The 17785-nt window shown below is 39.9% G+C and carries 20 protein-coding genes; 6 read left to right on the top strand and 14 right to left on the bottom strand.

Features of this window, described 5'->3' with window-relative positions; translation table 11 throughout:
- Positions 1–5: 5 nt before the first annotated feature.
- Positions 6–764, top strand: coding sequence for an RluA family pseudouridine synthase (locus tag BLP87_RS12075; RefSeq protein WP_074462897.1), 759 nt, complete (start codon positions 6–8; stop codon positions 762–764).
- Here the strand turns inward: BLP87_RS12075 and BLP87_RS12070 are convergent.
- Complete coding sequence (locus BLP87_RS12070) at positions 736–1425, bottom strand: DUF4956 domain-containing protein (protein ID WP_074462896.1); 690 nt, start codon at positions 1423–1425, stop codon at positions 736–738. The two genes, BLP87_RS12075 and BLP87_RS12070, sit on opposite strands and share 29 nt — an antisense overlap.
- A 39-nt stretch (positions 1426–1464) precedes the next feature.
- On the bottom strand, positions 1465–2241 hold the full coding sequence (locus BLP87_RS12065; RefSeq protein ID WP_074462895.1) for a polyphosphate polymerase domain-containing protein: 777 nt from the start codon (positions 2239–2241) through the stop codon (positions 1465–1467).
- A 161-nt stretch (positions 2242–2402) separates the two neighbouring features.
- On the opposite strand from BLP87_RS12065, the gene BLP87_RS12060 reads away from it, so the two are divergent.
- Positions 2403–2885, top strand: a complete 483-nt coding sequence (locus BLP87_RS12060) for a hypothetical protein (RefSeq protein WP_074462894.1) — start codon at positions 2403–2405, stop codon at positions 2883–2885.
- Here BLP87_RS12060 and BLP87_RS12055 read toward each other — a convergent pair.
- The 6 genes from BLP87_RS12055 to BLP87_RS12030 form a co-directional block, all read right to left on the bottom strand.
- Positions 2862–4325, bottom strand: coding sequence for an O-antigen ligase family protein (locus BLP87_RS12055; RefSeq protein WP_074462893.1), 1464 nt, complete (start codon positions 4323–4325; stop codon positions 2862–2864). The two genes, BLP87_RS12060 and BLP87_RS12055, sit on opposite strands and share 24 nt — an antisense overlap.
- A gap of 9 nt (positions 4326–4334) precedes the next feature.
- Complete coding sequence (locus BLP87_RS12050) at positions 4335–5024, bottom strand: response regulator transcription factor (protein ID WP_026656260.1); 690 nt, start codon at positions 5022–5024, stop codon at positions 4335–4337.
- An 18-nt stretch (positions 5025–5042) separates the two neighbouring features.
- Complete coding sequence (locus BLP87_RS12045; RefSeq protein WP_074462892.1) at positions 5043–6560, bottom strand: sensor histidine kinase; 1518 nt, start codon at positions 6558–6560, stop codon at positions 5043–5045.
- Between the two features lie 132 nt (positions 6561–6692).
- A complete protein-coding gene (locus tag BLP87_RS12040) occupies positions 6693–7448 on the bottom strand; it encodes an amino acid ABC transporter ATP-binding protein (protein ID WP_074462891.1) in 756 nt (251 codons plus the stop codon).
- Between the two features lie 13 nt (positions 7449–7461).
- Positions 7462–8142: an amino acid ABC transporter permease gene (locus BLP87_RS12035; RefSeq protein ID WP_074462890.1), complete on the bottom strand. Its 681-nt coding sequence runs from the start codon at positions 8140–8142 to the stop codon at positions 7462–7464.
- Positions 8143–8166: 24 nt separating this feature from the next.
- Positions 8167–9036: an amino acid ABC transporter substrate-binding protein gene (locus BLP87_RS12030; protein ID WP_074462889.1), complete on the bottom strand. Its 870-nt coding sequence runs from the start codon at positions 9034–9036 to the stop codon at positions 8167–8169.
- A 255-nt stretch (positions 9037–9291) separates the two neighbouring features.
- Here BLP87_RS12030 and BLP87_RS12025 point away from each other — a divergent pair, with 255 nt between their 5' ends.
- From BLP87_RS12025 to BLP87_RS12010, 4 genes are all read left to right on the top strand, one after another.
- Positions 9292–10371 carry an ATP-binding protein gene (locus tag BLP87_RS12025; protein WP_074462888.1) on the top strand — a complete coding sequence of 360 codons (1080 nt, stop codon included), beginning with the start codon at positions 9292–9294 and terminating at the stop codon, positions 10369–10371.
- On the top strand, positions 10355–10768 hold the full coding sequence (locus BLP87_RS12020) for a GNAT family N-acetyltransferase (RefSeq protein ID WP_074462887.1): 414 nt from the start codon (positions 10355–10357) through the stop codon (positions 10766–10768). Before BLP87_RS12025 ends, BLP87_RS12020 begins: the two co-directional genes overlap by 17 nt.
- 100 nt (positions 10769–10868) lie before the next feature.
- Entirely contained in the window at positions 10869–11519 is a 651-nt protein-coding gene (locus BLP87_RS12015; RefSeq protein WP_083334599.1) for a GNAT family N-acetyltransferase, read from the top strand.
- A gap of 275 nt (positions 11520–11794) precedes the next feature.
- Positions 11795–12352, top strand: coding sequence for a hypothetical protein (locus BLP87_RS12010; RefSeq protein WP_074462886.1), 558 nt, complete (start codon positions 11795–11797; stop codon positions 12350–12352).
- Positions 12353–12473: 121 nt separating this feature from the next.
- Here BLP87_RS12010 and BLP87_RS12005 read toward each other — a convergent pair whose 3' ends face one another.
- The 6 genes from BLP87_RS12005 to ribD all read right to left on the bottom strand — a co-directional run bounded on the left by BLP87_RS12005 (position 12474) and on the right by ribD (position 17463).
- Positions 12474–13190 (bottom strand): DUF6036 family nucleotidyltransferase, encoded by a 717-nt coding sequence (locus BLP87_RS12005; protein WP_074462885.1) that lies wholly within the window; start codon positions 13188–13190, stop codon positions 12474–12476.
- The gene (locus tag BLP87_RS12000; protein WP_051563141.1) at positions 13183–13746 is read right to left on the bottom strand and encodes a helix-turn-helix domain-containing protein; all 564 of its coding nucleotides are present in this window, start codon (positions 13744–13746) and stop codon (positions 13183–13185) included. The genes BLP87_RS12005 and BLP87_RS12000 overlap by 8 nt, the downstream gene beginning before the upstream one ends.
- A 164-nt stretch (positions 13747–13910) precedes the next feature.
- Positions 13911–14375, bottom strand: coding sequence for a 6,7-dimethyl-8-ribityllumazine synthase (gene ribE, locus BLP87_RS11995; protein WP_026656274.1), 465 nt, complete (start codon positions 14373–14375; stop codon positions 13911–13913).
- A gap of 147 nt (positions 14376–14522) precedes the next feature.
- Positions 14523–15719, bottom strand: coding sequence for a bifunctional 3,4-dihydroxy-2-butanone-4-phosphate synthase/GTP cyclohydrolase II (locus tag BLP87_RS11990; protein WP_074462884.1), 1197 nt, complete (start codon positions 15717–15719; stop codon positions 14523–14525).
- Positions 15720–15733: 14 nt separating this feature from the next.
- Positions 15734–16375, bottom strand: a complete 642-nt coding sequence (gene ribE / locus BLP87_RS11985) for a riboflavin synthase (protein WP_074462883.1) — start codon at positions 16373–16375, stop codon at positions 15734–15736.
- On the bottom strand, positions 16360–17463 hold the full coding sequence (gene ribD, locus BLP87_RS11980; RefSeq protein ID WP_074462882.1) for a bifunctional diaminohydroxyphosphoribosylaminopyrimidine deaminase/5-amino-6-(5-phosphoribosylamino)uracil reductase RibD: 1104 nt from the start codon (positions 17461–17463) through the stop codon (positions 16360–16362). Before ribD ends, ribE (BLP87_RS11985) begins: the two co-directional genes overlap by 16 nt.
- Between the last annotated feature and the right edge of the window lie 322 nt (positions 17464–17785).

Here is a 17785-nt window from a genome sequence, read left to right as displayed (position 1 = left end):
GTAATATGAATAATACTCTTAATATAATACATGAAGACAATGACATTATTGTTTGCCACAAGCCTGCAGGAATGGCCACTGAAGGCGCCACCGTCGGAAAGATGGACCTTGTAAGTAACATTCGCAACTACCTTGCGCGCAAGAACAGAGCGGCCGGTAAAACCGGCAAGCCTCCATACGTCGGAACCCTCTATAGACTGGATCAGCCCGTGGAGGGTGTCGTTGTTGTTGCCAAAAATAAAGCGGCGGCCACTTTTATCGCCAAGCAGATAAAAGAGCACACCACCGATAAGTATTACTATGCCCTTTGCTACGGAAATGTAGCTGACGACGCCGGACATCTTGAAGATCTTCTTGTAAGAAAACAGAACGATGGCCTGGCGCTCGTAGTGAGTAGAAAGGAGGCAAACTCACTAAAGAACCAGACCATCATCCTGGGTAAGGGCCAAGAACAGCGTATTTTTTCCGGAGAGATAAAGAAAGCTGTCCTTGACTATGAGGTTATGCAAAGAGATGAAAACTCATCGCTTTTGAAAATAAAGCTTCAGACCGGGCGTTTCCACCAGATCAGGGTACAGCTTGCTCACATGGGGCATCCCATCCTCGGCGACAGGAAATACGGAACAAAAGAGTCCCTTGAGTATTCCGAAAGATCGGGAAAAACAAACGTGTGTCTTGCCTGCTACCGATTTGGTTTCGTGCATCCTTCGAGCAAGAAAAAAGTATTTTTTGAGATTACAATTCCTCAGTCTTTGAAGCTATAGACCTCGAACAGATAATCTCCAGATTGCCATTTCTTTCACGCATTTCATCGAGCATACTCTTTGTAGAGGTTTTTGCTCGCAGCGTAATTTTATAGCTGAGTCTGTAAAGACTTCCCATTGCTGTGGTTCTGACCTCCATCAGCTCAGCCTTGTTAGTATATCTTTCAAATATGTCATCAAATATTCCTTCAAAATCAAGTCCCTCAGGAACTGTGATCTTGAGATATTTTTCCCCGTTAGCTCCGTTAAACATATTAATGTTGGTAAATATCAGGTTTGCAAGTGTAATAGTAACCACAAAGATTACTGCGATTCCAATGTATCCCATTCCGGTTGCCAAACCTGCCGCCATTGAAAGGAATATGCTTGTTATCTCTTTTCCGGAACCCGGTGCCGATCTGAAGCGGACCAATGAGAACGCTCCCGCTACCGCAACTCCGGCTCCTATATTTCCGTTTACCAACATGATGATAACCTGTACGATTGCCGGTATCAGCGCCAACGCCATTACAAAGCTACCGGTGTAATCATTTTTTATGGTGTACATAAATGCTATATATACGCCAATTGCCAAAGAACATAGAATAGAGATAATAAAAGTCAAACCTGTAATCGTGCCGTTAGGCATTATTGTGCCGAAAACTATGTCTGTCGTTGTCATGCTGTCAATACTCCCTTCAACTTGTCATTATGTCTTTTGTTAAACCGCTCTACGCAGTGCAACAATCTTAGATTTGTCTTCTTTCTTGGGTACGATGCCCTTTTCAGCCATCTCAGCCGTCTGGCCATACATGTACTCAAGATATCCTCTTCCGTACTTGGAAAAAGAAGTCTTTCTGATATTAAGTTCATCAAGGATCTTAGCAAGTTCAGGAGACATGGCTCCTGCGATCTTAAGCTCCATAAGGTGTTGTCCCGGAAGCAAGATCTCATGCCCGGAAGTACTTTCCTTGAGGCTAAGCTTATCAGTCCTCCATCTGATATTTGTATCAAATGTGATTCTTAGTTCAGGATCGTTTATGCCCACCATCGCGATTCGGTCATACGAAATAACCATCGCAGGGGCAATCCCTTTGTAGTACTTAAGAAAATAGTCTATCTCATTAGAGATCTGAGACTTTTCCTTAGGTTCCTTGTGATTTACAAGATAGTCAACAGCTTCCGAATATGGCATGGAAATTCTTCTTTTATAAACAACCCCCTTAAACTTCTTCTTGATCTCGATAAAAGATGTCGTATCATCTTTGGCCGTTCCGTAGCTTCTTAGTCGAAGCTTTTCCTTATAAACGGGCTTTTCAAGAGATCTCTCGATCAGTTTATAGTCAGGTGTGTCAAAATAAATGTTCTGTATGGAAGTCTTACCGTAGCAGTCTACTTTTGCCATATTTTCAAGCTTTTTCATGAGCTTTGTATATTGCTCATCATTAAGCAGATATTTAACTTCAATTCTTTGAAACACATCTTTGAACCCTGCCATTCCTTCTCCTTTCCGATTGAGTTTCTCACCTCCTTAAAAATTTTATTAGCCGAACCTAAAAATAACTTAAAATTACGAAAAAACATTCGCAATTTTGTTAATAATTATGTTATAATGAAATTGAAACATCGGCTGTCTTTTACGGAAAAAGCGAGGTGCCCATGTACAAAAAAGGTGATAAAGTCATTTTACTTGATTACAGTGGAAAACCGGTTGTACCCAACATTGTTGCAGTTATTGAAGATGTTTTTGGCAATGACAGAGTCAGGCTCTTATTGCCCGACAACGGATGCTGTATGGAATTTGTCGACAGATTTGAAAAGATCGACGAAAAGAAATACGACGAGATTCTTCATTCGGTAAAAGAAAATGAGAAGAATCTTCCGGTGGATCTGCAGCTGGACATAAGAAAATTTGCTGCAAAGCATCCCCGTCGAAGAAAAGATGAGATTCTTAATATGTTCGATCAGGATAAGCGCTATATCTCCATCCTTCAAGCTTATTCCGGACGTGTCATGATGTATGGAGAAGAGAATATAAACGAACATTTCCTCTATGAATACAATGACGCCGTCAGGGGCATCATTAAGACAAGAACTTTTTTCCATGAACTCGATGAATCAATCCCCGTTCCCGATCTGTGATTCGCCGCTGTTTGCCACATACAGCCCGATTCCCAAGCAGATGAACGCATAGGGTGTTGATAACACCTGGGAAAAAGACACCATTCCGTTAAGATAATATGAAACTATAGGGAGCGCGCAGATAATAGCTGCGGGCCCCTTTTCTTTATTGCATTTTTTTAGGCTTCCAAGAACATAGAAGGCAAGGAAAAGTAATCCGACAAGTCCCGCAAGACCGCCTTCTATAAGCTCTGTAAGGAAAATACTGTGCGCGTTTGTAAGTCTGTTTTCTCCAAACTCATTTATCAAGATTTCGGCCCGTGCAGGCTTTGAATAGGCATAGGTACTAAAACAATCCCTTCCCACACCGATAATTTTCCTGAAAGAAGGCAGTTCTTTGTACATATCAAGAGTCACGCGCCAGATTGTTCCGCGTCCGTTTCCCGCAATATCGTCAAATCTTAACATCACAAATATAAGTGCGGCAGTTGCAATAACGGATACAACAGTCCTGTATATCCTTCTGTTTCTTTCGCCTTTTAAGCTCTCTTCCTCTTCTTCCTTATTGATTGACAGTAACATGTAGGATAAAAGCCCGACGGTCATAAAAAATATTCCGCCGTTCATATCGCATATTCTTATAAGTATGTTATCCGAATACGTATATTTTTCGGGAAATATTCCAAGCAAGATCTTTACCTCGAACATGGAAAGTCCGAGAATAAACAGTTGTATCATGAGCGCCTGTAATCTCTCTTTTTCATAGAGGCAGTACCAGATAAGAAGGCCATAAGTACCTATAAGTATCAAAAGAGCGCTGTCACTTCCCTGCACAAGAAGTGACATAATAAGGGCAATGCTGTATAAACTCCAAAAATAGAACTCTTTTCCAAAAAGTTCACGAGTCACGGCAAATCCGATCCCAAGCGGTGCAAAGATTGAAAGATATCCGGCATACCAATTGATATTACCGATACATGCGACAAATGAAGGATCTGTTCCGGATACGCTTAGAACATGCATTCCAAAGCGCTCTGCTATAACTATGATGCTTATGACAAAGGGAGTTATAAAAATTGCGGCAAGTACATATCCGTTGGTGGATAAGCCCTCAGAATACGCAAAGCAGAAAAACAGCATAAGAAACATTGTGATAAATCCCGTTCTCCATCCTTCAATCCCAAAGAAACTTACTTTTTGATCGACAGAAAAAGCGAGATTGATCAGATTCAGACAGAGGAACACTTTAAAAAGGCTTCGTATCTCGGATTTCTCCACACCTTTTTCGATAAACTCAGAAATGTACGCAAAAATAATAAGCCCCGCGATGGCAGCGCTTATTATCATGTATATATTCCACTTTTCCTCTCCGAGCATATAATACCCGTCCTTCATATAGATAGGAAGGATAGCAGAAAGCATTATCAGATAAAATGTCAAAAGAATCTTTCTATACTGCATAACACAAAATCAAACCTTAAATCTGTAACCTACGCCCCAGATTGTCTCTATGTACTGAGGATTTGATGTATCATACTCAATCTTCTCACGGATTTTTTTGATATGAACGGTTACTGTTGCAATGTCTCCGATGGAATCCATATTCCAGATCTTTCTGAAAAGTTCTTCCTTCGTAAATACGTGATTCGGATTTTCTGCAAGGAATGTGAGAAGGTCGAACTCTTTTGTTGTAAAGCTCTTTTCCTCATCATCCACATATACTCGTCTTGCAGTCTTGTCGATCTTAAGGCCTCTTATCTCAACAAAGTCATTGCTCTCATGTCCCGATCCGACAAGTCTTGAGTATCTTGCCATGTGAGCCTTAACACGCGCAACAAGCTCCGAAGGGCTAAAAGGCTTTGTGATGTAATCATCTGCTCCAAGTCCCAGTCCTCTTATTTTGTCTATGTCATCCTTCTTGGCTGAAACCATGAGGATCGGCACATCTTTCTTTTCCCTTATGTGCTTACAAACTTCGAATCCATCCATTCCGGGAAGCATGAGATCTAAAATCACAAGATCGAACTCCTCGGCAAGAGCTGTGCGAAGTCCCGCATCTCCCGTGTTTTCGATAGCCACCTCAAAGTCACTGAGTTCTAAATAGTCTTTCTCAAGGTCAGCAATTGCCTCTTCATCCTCAACAATAAGTATTCTGCTCATACACTCTTCTGCCTTTCTTTAAATATTATGGTCAACTGTAACTGTTTCGGAACCACCTGCAAATTCAATGTACTTTCTGAGCACGAAATGCATACACGTTCCCTCTCCCTCATGGCTTGTTGCCCATATATATCCGCCATGATCTTCTATGATCTTCTTTACAATAGAAAGACCTATTCCGCTTCCGCCCTGCTTGGAGTTTCTGGAAGCATCCGTTCTGTAAAATCTGTCGAAGATATTCGGAATGTCTTTCTGGGCTATACCTTTTCCGTTATCTTCAAGTTCAACGCGGATCGAATCGACTTCGTCCAATATCCTTATGTCGATCTGTCCCGTTCCGTCATCCCTGTCCAGATACTTAACGCTGTTGCTCACTATGTTGTTCACAACTCTCTTAAGCTGCTCGGGATCTGCAACTATTTGCGTATCCGGTCCCGTAAGATTTGAATAATTAAGCTTTATGGATTTGCTCTCAAGATCTGCACCGATCTCTTCGATACAATCTCCGAAATACTCCGCAACACCCAGCTTTACAAAATTATACGGGATTCTGTTGTTATCAATACTGGAGTATAGCGTCAGCTCGTTAATAAGATTATTCATGTCATTTGCCTTATTATAAATAATCTTAATATACTTGCGCTGCATATCGGGATTGGCCGCAACGCCCTCCATAAGTCCCTGTGAATATCCTTTTATGGCAGTTATCGGGGTCTTAAGATCATGAGAAATATTACTGATAAGCTCCCTGTTCTGCCGTTCTCGTTCTATCTTTTCTTCCGCGGATTCTTTGAGCCTAAGGCGCATGTCCTCGTAGTTCCTGTAGATAGCACCTATCTCACCTTTTTCCTTTATATCTGTCGGAAGTATGTAATCAAAGTTACCGTCCTTGATGTGCTGCATTGCAATATTCAGCTCATCTATCGGTTTAATAAAACTTCTTCCAAGCCATGTCGTAAGCAATATACTCGTCAACAAAAGAACAAGCACTATCGACACTGCCATATATATAATAAGAGATTTTGGAAATTCTGCTTTTATTCCTGAAATAATATAAAGACTTCCGGGTTCTCCGGTTGAAAAAATAAAATTGTATTGCCTTACAAATAATCTTGATTCCGGTAATACAAATATACTGTTGCCGCCACCTTCGTAGTTGAGCTCGCTTATAATGCTCTCAGCATCTTCCGCATTTTCAGCGGCGACATAAAAACTTACGTCTCCTCTTTTTACAATTATATATGAATATAAAGAGGCCACCTCTTCATCAATACTCCGCAGTACATCGGGATCTTCCAGAATAAAAGGATGAATCAGCCTCTCCGCTTCTATGCCTTTTATTAATTCATCCGTTCCCCTTGCAAAAGCTTCGATAGGATTTGAGACCATATTGTAGTCCACAGACCCTGACCGTTCCTGTGATATCTGCTTTTGTGCAATATATCTTCCACCCACAAGGAACAATCCAAACACAAGGAAAAGCGGGAATATAACAATCACTACTGAAGTGATAATAAGTTTCGTACGGAATCGCATAATAACCCCCTACTTATTTTTAGTATACCATATTTTGTAAACAAGTGTGCATATTGAAGATAATTGTAAAAAAATATAGATACTGTCCAAAAATCGATAACACTATTTTGGAAGTATCTACATCTTTTCACTTTATATCACATATTCAAGCTTATCCGCAAAATGTCCGAGGAACTTGACTGTTCGCTCGTCTTTGGGATTTTTAAGCACTTCTTTTGCCGTTCCTTCTTCAACTACTTTTCCGTCTGCAAGGAACATGATCTTATCGGCAACATCAAGAGCAAATTCAAGCTCATGCGTGACGATCACGGATGTTATGTGCTGTTCTTTGGAAATTCTTTTTATTATCTCAAGTACGTCCTGAACTTTCTCGGGATCGAGCGCACTTGTAGGCTCGTCAAAAAGTATCACTTCGGGATTTAGCGCAAGTGCTCGCGCTATGCCCACTCTTTGCTGCTGTCCTCCCGACAATTGAGACGGGTAGTGGTCTTTCCAATCAAGAAGTCCTACTTGAGTAAGATTCTCAATAGCAATCTTTTCTGCCTCGTCTTTATTTATCTTTTTTGCCTTGATAAGCGGAAGGGTGATGTTCTGAAGCGCTGTTTTATTCTCAAAGAGGCTGAAATTCTGAAATACCATTGCTGTTGATTGTCTGATCTCCAGAATTTCTTTGCTTGTAAGTTTGGCAAGGTCGTAGCTCTTTTCCCCGATGGTAAGCGTTCCTTTATCAGGTCTTTCAAGGATGTTGATGCACCTTAGGGCTGTGGATTTACCTGCGCCCGAAGGCCCGATAATAGCTACAGTTTCTCCCTTATTAACTTCGATATCTATTCCGTTTAATATATTTTTGGCCCCGTATGATTTATATAGGCCCTGCAGCTTTATCATCTTTGCTTCTCCTTTATGCTATCTGAGCGTTCTTCGAGTTATAACTTAGTTTTTTCTCCGCATACTTTTGTAAGTAGGTAAGTCCCGTACTAAACAAAAGATATATGAGCGCAACTTCAATGTACAGTGCAAGCGGTTCGTAAGTCGTTGCAACGATTCTCTGTGTCTTCATGAACATCTCGGTTATCGTAATGTTCGCTGCGAGTGACGTATCTTTTACCAATGAGATAAAAGTGTTGAAAAGAGCGGGTATGCAGGCCTTTATTGCTTGAGGAAGAACTATATGATATATCGCCTGCCATGATGTCAGTCCGCATGCAATCGCTCCTTCTGTCTGGCTCCTTGGCACAGAGATTATCGCTCCTCGTATCGTCTCGGAAGCGTATGCTCCCACGTTTAATGAAAATGCTATGATAGCTGACGGAAGTGCAGGAATATTGAGCCCTACTCCCGGCAATCCGTAAAAGATGATAAACAATTGTACAAGTAGCGGCGTTCCTCTGAATACCCATACGTAGAATCTGAATATTTCAGAGAGTACCCTTATCTTCAACACTCTGACCACTGCTACTATGATAGCCAGTATCATTCCGATTGCAAAAGAGATAAGTGTCAGCGGAATTGTAACTGTGATTCCGGCCAATACGATATTTGGTAGCGCCTTTATTATTATATCAAGTAGTCTTGTGCTCATATATTTCTCCGTCTGTCTGCAATATTACTTTGCAACTGTTATATCTTCTCCAAAATACTTTTCTGAAATGCTCTTAAGTGTTCCATTATCTCTGATCTCTTTGAGTGCGGAGTTAACTGCTTCCTGAAGGTCGCTGTCGTCTTTTCTGATAAGGATTGCAGATTCTGTTGCTTCGTCAGATGTTGCTACAACCTTTGCATTTGCATCGGGCTGATTTGCCTTATAGTCAAGGAAAGTAACGTTGTCATTTACTGTTGCATCTGCGCGTCCCTGAATTACAAGCTGGATTGACTCTGAAAATCCGTTTGTTGATACAATCTTTCCGCCATAGCTCTCTGCAAGTTCTGCCCAGTTACTTGTGACTGTAAGTGCAACATCTTTTCCCTTTAATTCTTCAAAGCTGTTTATATCTGTGTTGTCACCGTTTACTATGACTACGCCGTACACGTATGTATATGGATCTGAGAAAAGATATTTCTCTTTTCTCTCATCTGTGATTGAAACCTGGTTTGCGATGGCATCATACTTTCCTGCATCAAGTCCTGCGATGATTCCGTCCCACTGAGTCTCTGTGAACTTTGCTTCAAGGCCGAGCTTGTCTGCTATAGCCTGTGCAACTTCGATATCAAAACCTGTGAGCTTATCACTTTCATCATGGAATGAATACGGTGCGTAAGTTCCTTCTGTTGCAAAAGTGATATATCCGTTTTCTTTTGCTGTCTCGTAGGTTGTCTTTGCTCCCGCTTCTTTAGCCTGTCCTGCTTCGCTTCCTGCCTCCGCTGATGCTTCTCCTGCTGTATTTGCTTCTGTTGATGATGCTTCCTCACTTCCGCATCCTGTAAGTATTGTTCCAAAAACACCGACTGTTAATAGTGCTGCTGCTAACTTTTTCATAATATCTTTTCTCCTATACTTCTGTAATTCTCTGTCCGCTTGGGATGGAATCATAGTATCATCGGAGGCGCCTGTTGAAAATTCAATTGATTTTATGTCTGGCAATAAGGATTCATTATCGCGGGGTGTAGTATGAATCATTCACTGCTATGAGTATTTGATGCAAAGTATATAAAAGTATATAATAAGATTAAAAGTATATAGAAGTATATAAACATTCACAAAGTATATAAATGTATATAGGAGGAGCAGCATATGGAACGAAATCCTTTTGTAATAAATTTCGGAAAAGTACCAAGTCAATATATAAGCAGAGAGCTGATAATCGATGAGATTGTTCAGGAGATGACTGACGAAGATTCGCAGAATACTTGCTTCATGCTTACGGGAACCAGAGGAAGCGGTAAGACTGTAACCATGACTGCAATTGAGAAAAAGATTTCCATGTCAGAGGACTGGATCGTAATAAGGCTGAACGCTGAGAGAAATATGCTCGAGAGCTTAGTCGGTAAGCTCTATGACAGCAGAGAATTCGTGACAAAATTTGTTGATGCAAATCTTAATCTTTCGAAGTTCGGAATTGGCCTTAATCTCAAGACCAAATCTCCTGTCGCTGATATTGAATCCGCGCTCGAGATAATGCTTAAAGAAGTTCGAAAGAAAAAGAAAAAAGTTCTCGTAACTGTTGATGAGGTGTCAAACACCGCCTATATGAAAGAATTTGCGAGCAGCTTTCAGATTCTTATAAGAGAAGAACTGCCTATTTTCCTACTGATGGCAGGCCTTTATGAAAACATCAGCAATTTAAAAAATGCAAAGAATCTCACTTTTTTATACAGAACACCGCAATATGAGATGGAGCCGCTTAACCTTACTTTAATTGCTGCGAAGTATTCAAAGGTATTCGGAATCGATAGAGAAAAAGCAATGGATATGGCACTTATTACAAAGGGCTATCCCTTTGCTTATCAAGCCTTGGGTAAATACATCTGGGAAGAAAAAAATCATGAATTAACCGAATCTGTACTTATAAAATTTGATGAAGCGCTCAGCTACTACGTTTATAAGAAGATGTGGTCCGAATTGTCTGAAAAAGATAAATGGTTCATGTCCTTCATAGTAAAAAAGGATGTCATGCCGGTTTCCGAACTACTTGAACTTACTAAGCAAAAGAAAAACGAGTTCTCACAGTACAGAGAAAGACTTAGAAACAAAGGACTTATCGATGTTTCCGGCAGAGGAATCATTAAACTTACTTTGCCCAGATTTGACGTGTTCGTAAAAAATGAATTGAGATATTTTTTTCCGGAGGATAACTATGATAAGACTCGTTGAACTCAAAGATAAAGAATCATGGTACTCCCTCGATAAGCATCTACCTGAAGCGGTATTTGATGAAAAGGTAGCATGCAAGCAGGGGTATGTTTATGTTAAAGATGAAAAGGTTATCGGTATGCTTAGATATAACCTTTTCTGGGACAATACGCCGTTTTGCACAATGCTCTTTATTGATTCTACTTATCGCAGTAAAGGCTACGGAAAGCAGATGATTGAATACTGGGAACAGGATATGAAATCACAAGGCTACGGAATGATCATGACATCTACTCAGGTCGATGAGGATGCACAACATTTTTATCGCAAGCTTGGTTACAAGGATTGTGGCGGATTTATCGTAGATATTCCGGGTTATGAACAGCCTATGGAAATGATCATGATAAAGAAAATATAGATGCAATATGACTTACATTAAATAAAGTCAGCTGAACATTGTTTTTTGACATTTCTACATACTAACAACACGAGGATAGCATAATGACAGAAAAAGAATTATGGGCAGAGTTTTGCTCAAAAAAGAATGTCTTGATGAGACAGATATGCCTTTTAATCAAGAGTCCAAAATAATATGTGAGAAATTCAGCGTTGAATATATTCCGGGCGAAAATCTACCGGATGAAGAACTTCTTTTTGTTGAACCTTCCATGAATTTTGAAAAAGAAATAGCGGCATATAGACAAGAAATGCTTGATGCTGATTCTTCTTTTGACGGATGTTTTTCTATGAAAAGAATGCCAAATATAAAAGAATATGTTGATCATTGCATTGAGTGGGCTAATCCCAGAAGGGAAGCAGATGAGCGTGGAGCCTGGGGAAATGTGCTTCTGGCCATAAGAAAGTCTGATATGAAAATGATTGGCTGCATGCAGGTTCACAACGTTCTCACTGAGAGAATGAAGAATTATACAGGACATGTTGGATATTCTGTTCGCCCATCAGAAAGAAGAAAGGGTTATGCAAAAAAAATGCTTGCTAAAGCAGTAGATTTTCTTTCGAGCTTTGGTTTTGAAGAAATCATTGTCAGTTGTCTTCCTGAAAATGAATCAAGTAAAAAAACTATTCTTTCTAACGGAGGCGAATATATAGAGACCGTTTTCTTGGATGAAGATAAGGTCTATCTGGAAAAATTTAAGATTAAAATTTGAGCCAGAGCAAAAAAAATTCTGGGAGGATTATGGGACAACTTAAGTGAGATAATTCTATATCAAAACGATTAAATGAAAGTTTAAGTTATTGGAGTAATGATATGGGATTATTTTGGGTTGGGATATCTTGTCTTTTGGTAGCAACTGTAATGATGCTACTTCAATATGGGTTTTATGCTTTTTTGATAATAATATTTATCATTTTGCTTCTTTCTTCTCGAAAGAAATGATGTGCAAGAAATACATGCAAAAAAATGTTAGAGGGTAATTATTTTATGAGAAGAAATATATTGTTTATTATTGTGCTTACGGGAACAGTACTTCTTGCGGGATGTTCAAAAACATCGCCGGAGGATGGCAATATCCTTGTTATTGAGGAGCAGCCTGCAGAGGCAGGAGCTGAGTTTGTGACTGTACATGGACTTAAATATGTGATTCCGGAGGGATTTGAGGATGCTTCGGTACATCCCGAAGGTTATGAGAAAGGTAATGCTGCAGGCGGCTATACTCATACATATAAGAATGAAAGTCTTGGCATGGAGATTGAGGTAGCTGAGTACGTCTGGGCAAATGTGCCGGTTGAAGCTGAGAACAAAGAAGAATTCTTAAAGAAACAGTATGATAGTTCTGTAGGAGCTGATTTCGAGTCAGAGATAGGTGATGATTATTTTTATAATTCAATACTTGATGTAGCAGGCACACGCACTTATTTCCGTGAAATCGTAACAGATGATGCAGCATTTGATATTACAATAACTTATACAGACGGTGACAGTGAAAGCGAAGCTGTAAAAGATGAATTTATTAATTCATGCACTATAGATAAAGAATGATGGGATAATGAAAAGTTTCGGTTTGATATTGACCTGTCTTGGGGATATCTGTACCCTGCTCTATTCAAGCTAGTTATGGATGATATTGATATGAGAAAAACACAACGTAATACGAGTATTATTATTTTTGCTTTCTCTCAGATGCCATCTTCTTTGCCCTTTCCAGTACCTCAGATAAATTATCAGCAGATAACTGTTCTCCATATGCTTCCGCGTTTTTGAGGAGCTGAAAGTTTTTCCTCTCGCTACTTCGTTCCTCATCATAGAGATTTTTTAAATCTATGGAACTATAGATTTCATCTAAAAAAGCCACTGCCTCTTTAGAATGCTGTAAAGAATCGATACTTCCGTATAGATTTTCCACTGCGGTAATGATATCCTCTTTACTTATTTTTTCTTCTGAGATGACCCCAATAATATCAGACCTGTCATATTTATAAGGACGCAGTGAAGCTAATTTCATTGCAATAATATATGGTCCAGGCATAGTTCTGACATGAAGAATATTTGAAAAGGTTTTATATGGAATTGAATATTGCGGTATCTTATCAGAATATGAGCGAGTCTTTTTAAAATCATCATTGAGCCAACCGCTTTTTAATCCATTTTCATCACCAACAATATTTATGGCATCTTTCATAACGGAAGATGCTCTTATAAATGCATCTATATCTGTAGTTGAATTACGGAAATTGAATCTTGATACAATTGCTGCTCCGCCTATCAATATAATTTCCGCATCAGTATATTTTCCATTAAGCTTTCTAAATTTTTTACCTAATTGCTTAAGATAATTATCCAAGTTTTCTTTTGAATAAAAGATATCATTATCAGCCATGTATCACATCTCCCTCGACAATGTTGAATGCTAAAAATTCAGGGATAGCATCTTTTTCCATCTTTTTTAGAAGCGAATTTTTATTGGTCAGCTTTTTTTCTATAACCGCATCAATTGGATAGATTTTCTCTTTTAATTTTTGACTTCTGATGTAGTTGTAGTTTGTACATTTGGGAATATCATTTAATCTGCTGAGATAATCAACCATGGCAACCATATACATTGCCTCAGCGTAACAACATAATCTCCAAAAGCGATCTATCTTCTTATCTTCCAGAACCTCAATAACATACTCGACCTGGCCCATACGATTCACCAAATGGCATTGTTCACTCTTAAATAATGTGAATGTATATTTCTGATTGCATAAAAAGACCAAATCTTCCACTGACAGATCCAACGCTTTTGCTATTGGCAAAACTTTGCCCAAGGCACAATTATTTATATCAGATTTGCCATTTACCAAATTATATACTGTCGGATATGATACTCCGGATAATTCTGCCAACTTGTATAAAGAAATTTTCTTATTTTTTATATACTCATCTATAAGCATATCTTCTACCTCGCACTCATTATATACGTTGTCGTATATATCTCTTGTCCAAATTATATACGCTAACGTATATAGCAGTCAACACTAATTATATACGTAACCGTATATATGATCAGACAAAAAAATCCGAGACTTTTACATCCCGGATTTTTCCAAATATATTTTTATCCCAAATTTCTGATAAGATTAACCATCTCAATAGCGCCCTGTGCACATTCAAAGCCCTTGTTTCCTGCTTTTGTGCCGGCTCTCTCGATTGCCTGTTCAATATTGTCTGTTGTGAGGACACCGAACATAACGGGAATACCGCTGTTTAAGCTGACCTGCGCAACTCCTTTTGAAACTTCTGCGCAAACGTAGTCATAGTGCGATGTCGATCCTCTGATAACTGCGCCGAGGCAGATAACGGCATCGTACTTGCCACTCTTTGCCATCTTGTCAGCGATAAGAGGAATCTCAAATGCTCCGGGAACCCATGCAACTTCAATGTCATCATCATTTACATTCTCTCTCTTAAGCGCATCAACCGCACCACCGAGGAGCTTTGACGTGATAAATTCATTGAATCTTGCTACTACAATACCTACTTTAATCTTTTCCGATACCAGATTTCCTTCATAAACTCTCATATATTTTTCTCCTTATCAATATTTATGAATTTGTATTTAAATGTTGTCAGGGACTAAACTCTATCAATTGCAAAAACTATGTTAGCCCCTGAGTTCATTGTGGTCCCATTTATTAAAATCTCAATATAATCGCTATTTCCGAATCGGTCACACCTTCAGGATATGTCCCATGCGGATTTTCTTGGTCTGAAGGTAGAACATATCAAACGGATTTGCCTCTATCTCTATCGAAACGCGCTGTGTTATCTTCATCCCGTAGTCTTCAAGCTGATATACCTTATCCGGATTATTGGTCAAAAGATTCAGCGACTTAATTCCAAGGTCTCTAAGTATCTGCGCTCCTGTGTAGTATTCGCGCATATCTCCGGGGAATCCCAACGCAAGGTTTGCATCAAGAGTATCTGCTCCCTCGTCCTGCAATTTATAGGCTTTGAGCTTGTTCACAAGCCCGATGCCTCGTCCTTCCTGACGCATGTACAAAAGAACTCCGCGTCCCTCTTCAGCGATCATCTTCATCGCCTTATCAAGCTGCTGTCCGCAGTCACATCGCATCGAACCAAAGACATCCCCCGTAAGGCACTCGGAATGCACTCTGCAAAGAACATCTTCTCCGTCTGAGATATCTCCCATAACAAGCGCCACGTGATGCTCACCGTTTATCTTGTTAATGTAGCAATGAGCCATGAATTTTCCGTATTTAGTCGGCATGTTTGCGATTGAAACACACTCTACAAGGTTATCGTAAATCTTTCTGTACTCAGCGATATCGGCAACCGTTATGTACGTAAGGTCATGCTCTTTTGCAAACTCCTTAAGATCGCCCTCGCGCATCATTGAGCCGTCATCCTTCATAATCTCGCAGCACAGTCCGCATTCCTTAAGCCCTGCGAGTTTAAGAAGATCCACTGTTGCTTCCGTATGCCCCTGTCTTTCTATAACACCACCACTTTTGGCAACAAGGGGAAAAAGATGTCCCGGCCTTCTTAAATCATACGGATCACAATCATAAGATGCACACATTCTTGCCGTCAAAGCTCTTTCATCTGCCGATATTCCCGTAGTTGTATCCTTGTGATCTATGGAAACGGTAAATGCCGTCTCATGGTTATCCGTGTTGTTATTGACCATAGGATTAAGACAGAGCCTATTGGCAATTTCTTCGCTTATCGGCATGCAGATAAGCCCGCGTCCGTACTTTGCCATAAAGTTTACGACTTCTCCGGTCACATTCTCAGACGCACATATAAGATCCCCTTCATTCTCTCTTTTCTCATCATCAGCAACTACAATTACTTTTCCTTCTCTCAAATCGGAAAGTGCCTTCTCTAAAAGCTGCTTATCCATTTCTGCTATCCTCCTTAATAAAACCCGTTCTGTAAAAGAAATTCTTTCGTGATACTTCCGTTATCCTTATTTGTGTCGCAAAATTTTTTTATGTACTTTCCTATGATGTCTGTTTCAAGATTTACTTCATCTCCAACCTTTTTCGCGCCTAAAATGGTTTCCTTTAAAGTGTGCGGAATTATGGAAACGCTGAATGATGAAGTGCTGAGCCCGGCAACCGTAAGGCTTATCCCGTCTATTGCTATCGAGCCTTTTTCTACAATTCCTCCAAGGATTTTTTCTGAAGTTGTTATCTCAAACCACACCGCATTACCGTCATTTTTTATCGAAGCTATCTTGCCGGTTCCGTCTATGTGTCCCGAGACCATATGCCCGCCAAATCTGCCGCAGGCGCTCATGGCTCTTTCAAGATTTACAGGACTTCCTGTTCTGATTTTCATAAGGCTCGATCTTGAAAAGGTTTCATTCATAACATCGCAGGTAAAAGAGCTTTCGGTATAAGTTACAACGGTAAGGCAGATGCCGTTTACCGCGATACTATCACCGATATTTACATCTTCCAAAACTTTTTTACATGATATGCACAGGGTGCTTTCCTTAGAGCCTTTAGATATACTCTTGACTGTCCCCATTTCCTCAATTATTCCGGTAAACATTTATACTTAACCTCGCTTTCTATAAGCAGATCTTCTCCGACTCGAGAAATCTCTGTGACATTAAGTTCTATTGCCTCATCCGGTTCATCTATAAAAATGCCTGTTACAGGACTCTTTCCCATTCCGCCAAATATCTTAGGTGCCATAAATGTGTGCACTTCATCAACAATGTGTGCTCTTAGCGCACTGTTATTAAGAGTTCCACCGCCTTCAAGGAGTATTCCGTCAATCCCAAGTTCTCCAAGTTTTTTCATCAGGATGTTTAAATCTATTCCCTCAGAATTCATCGGGACATTTACTATCTTGCAGCCCTTTTTCTCATATTCGGAAAACTTCTCTTTATCCTCTGAAGCGGTAGCTATTATGGTCTTAGCAATATCTGCTGTCTGAACAACTTTTGAATCAAGAGGTGTCCGCAGGTTTGTATCGCAGATTATCCTGACGGGATTTCTGTGCGGCGTATCAAGACGGCAGTTTAGCATCGGATCGTCGGCAATAACGGTAGATACTCCGACCATTATTCCCATTAGTCTGTTTCTGAGAACATGAACTTCTTTTCTTGATTCTTCACAGGTTATCCACTTTGATTTGCCTGTGTCTGTCGCAATCTTGCCATCTGCTGTCATCGCATATTTCATGACTACGTAAGGGCGCTTTTTCAAAATATATTTATTAAAGACTTTGTTTAATGCTGTACACTCGTCTGCAAGAACTCCCGTCACAACCTCTATTCCGTGATTACGAAGTATCTGTACACCTTTTCCCGCAACAAGTGGATTTACATCAAGTGCGCCCACGACAACTCTCTTTATGCCGTTTTCTATGATTGCCTCGGTACAAGGTGGTGTCTTTCCGTGATGACAACACGGCTCAAGTGTCACATATATGGTTGCACCTTCGGGAGAATCACTGCAGTTTTTAAGAGCATTTCTCTCTGCGTGAAGTTCTCCGAATTTTTCATGATATCCTTCACCTATAATTACGCCGTCTTTTACTATTACAGCTCCTACAAGCGGATTTGGATTGACAAAGCCTGTGCCTTTTAAGGCAAGTTCAATGGCTCTTTTCATGTATAATTCATCATTCATTTGTTGACCTCTGTTGTGGTATATGTACTAAAACTTCTAAGTGCTCTGGAACAAAGAGTTGCAAAGCAACTCTTTGCGCGCCGATGCGCGCAAGCTTTAGCTTGCATAATACTTCTGCGCATCGGTCGCATCCATAGCGGAGCGTTTTTTTGATAGGAATTTCCTATCAAAAAAATGAGCCCTGAACAAAAATGTTCAGGGCTTAAAATAAACTACTGCTGTATGGGATATGTACTAAATTCGAAAAAAGCTCATTAAGTACATCCCCATGGCTCGCACTAAGCTCGTCAATACCTCGCTAAGTGCTCTGCTCAAAAAAACA

This window comes from Butyrivibrio hungatei (assembly GCF_900101605.1).
In the GTDB taxonomy this organism is placed as follows: domain Bacteria; phylum Bacillota; class Clostridia; order Lachnospirales; family Lachnospiraceae; genus Butyrivibrio; species Butyrivibrio hungatei_B.
Note: the sequence above shows the minus strand (reverse complement) of the source record. Positions and strands in the feature narration are given on the sequence as shown.